3 protein-coding genes are annotated in these 2037 nt (G+C 67.1%); all 3 read right to left on the bottom strand.

Annotation, left to right across the window (positions count from 1 at the left end; translation table 11 throughout):
* A partial coding sequence (gene recO / locus AC1VAN_RS20025; protein ID WP_480986555.1) for a DNA repair protein RecO occupies window positions 1-450 on the bottom strand: 450 nt, incomplete at its 3' end.
* An 18-nt stretch (window positions 451-468) separates the two neighbouring features.
* Complete coding sequence (gene era, locus AC1VAN_RS20020; RefSeq protein WP_025877117.1) at window positions 469-1365, bottom strand: GTPase Era; 897 nt, start codon at window positions 1363-1365, stop codon at window positions 469-471.
* On the bottom strand, window positions 1362-2037 hold a 676-nt coding region (rnc, locus tag AC1VAN_RS20015; protein ID WP_480986554.1), incomplete at its 5' end, for a ribonuclease III. The genes era and rnc, both read right to left, overlap by 4 nt.

The following is a 2037-nucleotide window of genomic DNA, read 5'->3' as shown; positions in this document are numbered from 1 at the left end:
CTCCAGATCGAAACCCACGCCCAGCGCCGCCAGCAGCTCGCGTTCGAAACGGCGCAGGGTCCAGGCCAATCCGGCCCCCACGGCCAGGCGCGCACGCGCCTCACCAAAGGCCAGGTACAACTCCGGCAGCGGGTCATGGCGCGGTGCCAGGCGCAGGGTCAACTCGCTGAGATAGAACCCGGCCAGCATGGCCTGGCCGAGCAGGCGCGGCGCCACATCCAGCGCTTCAGCACCGCGCAGCTGGGCCAGTTCGCCACGCTGCAGCGCGCTGAAGCGGATCCACTGCAGTGGCTGCAGGGCCGCTCGCAGCACCTGGCCCTTGGCCGTGGAAACACCGCGCGCGAGCAGGCCGATCCGGCCGTGCTCGGCGCTCAATACCTCGACCAGCAGGCTGGTCTCGCGATAGGCCCGCGCATGCAGCACGAAGCCGGTGTCGTCCTCGATCAGCATCGAAGCGACCGTCGCGGCTTATTCGTAGCCGAAGGCCTTCAGCGCGGCCTCGTCATCGGACCAGCCCTCACGCACGCGCACCCAGGTTTCCAGGAACACCTTGGCACCGAACAGACGCTCCATCTGCAGGCGGGACTTGGCCCCGATCTCCTTCAGGCGGGTGCCGCCCTTGCCGATCACGATCGCCTTCTGGCCTTCGCGCTCGACCCAGATCACCGCACCGATGCGCAGCAGGTTGCCGTCCTCGGTGAAGCGCTCGATCTCCACCGTGGTGGCGTACGGCAGCTCTTCGCCCAACTGGCGCATCAGCTGTTCACGCACCAGTTCGCCGGCCAGGAAGCGCTGACTGCGGTCGGTGATCTCGTCTTCGCCGAACATCGGCGGGGCTTCCGGCAACAGCGCCAGCACGTCACGGACCAGGGCTTCCAGGCCGTTGCGCTTCTGCGCCGAAATCGGATGCACCGACGAGAAATCACGGCCGGCGGTCACTTCCTGCAGGAACGGCAGCAGTGCGCCCTTGTCCTTCATGCGGTCGATCTTGTTGACCACCAGCACCACCGGGATACCGGCGTCGCGCAGCACGTTGAAGGCCAGGCTGTCCTCTTCGTCCCAGCGACCGGCTTCGATCACCAGCAGGCCGGCGTCGACGCCTTCCAGCGAGCCGCGGGCAGCGCGGTTCATGACCCGGTTCATCGCCCGCTTCTGCACCTTGTGCAGGCCGGGCGTGTCGACCAGCACCAGCTGCCCTTCCGGGTAGGTGGCGATGCCCAGCAGGCGGTGACGGGTGGTCTGCGGCCGGTTGGACACGATGCTGACCTTGGCCCCGACCAAGGCATTGGTCAGGGTCGATTTGCCCACGTTGGGGCGGCCGATGACGGCCACGCTGCCGCAATGATGGGGAGTTTGTTCGCTCACTTGGAATCCAGTTGTTCAAGGACGGCCGCAGCCGCTTGTTGTTCGGCAATCCGCCGCGAGGAGCCTTCGCCCTCGGTGCTGGCGGCGGGGTCGGCTACGTTGCAGCGTACCCGGAAGTGTTTGGCGTGGTCGTCACCGGATTCTGACACCAGTTCGTACTGTGGCAACGCCTTCTGTCGGCCCTGCAGCCATTCCTGCAGGCGGGTCTTGGGGTCCTTCTCCGGTCGCCCGGTGGCCGGCAGCGCCTCCATCGAGGCGGCAAACCAGGGCAGGACCATCGCCCGGCAGGCTTCAAAACCCGCGTCCAGGTAGATCGCAGCAACCACGGCCTCGAATGCATCGGCCAGGGTCGAGTCACGGCGATGGCCGCCGGACTTCATTTCGCCGGGGCCCATCGTCAGCCGGTCACCCAGCTGCAGGGTCCGCGCGATCACCGCCAGCGCACCCTCGCGGACCAGCTCGGCGCGGGCGCGGGTCATCGCGCCTTCGTCCGCCTTGGGCCAGCGCAGGTACAACGCCTCGGCGACCATCATGTTGACGATGCTGTCGCCMAGGAACTCCAGCCGCTCGTTATGCGGCGCGCCGGCACTGCGATGGGTCAGCGCCTGCTTGAGCAGGTCTGGGTCGCGGAAGGCGTGACCGATCAGGTCTTCACGTTGGAAAGATTTATTC

Source organism: Stenotrophomonas sp. 05L44_2, from assembly GCF_056665995.1.
The sequence above is the reverse complement of the archived record's forward strand: the minus strand, read 5'-3'. Positions and strand labels throughout refer to the sequence as shown.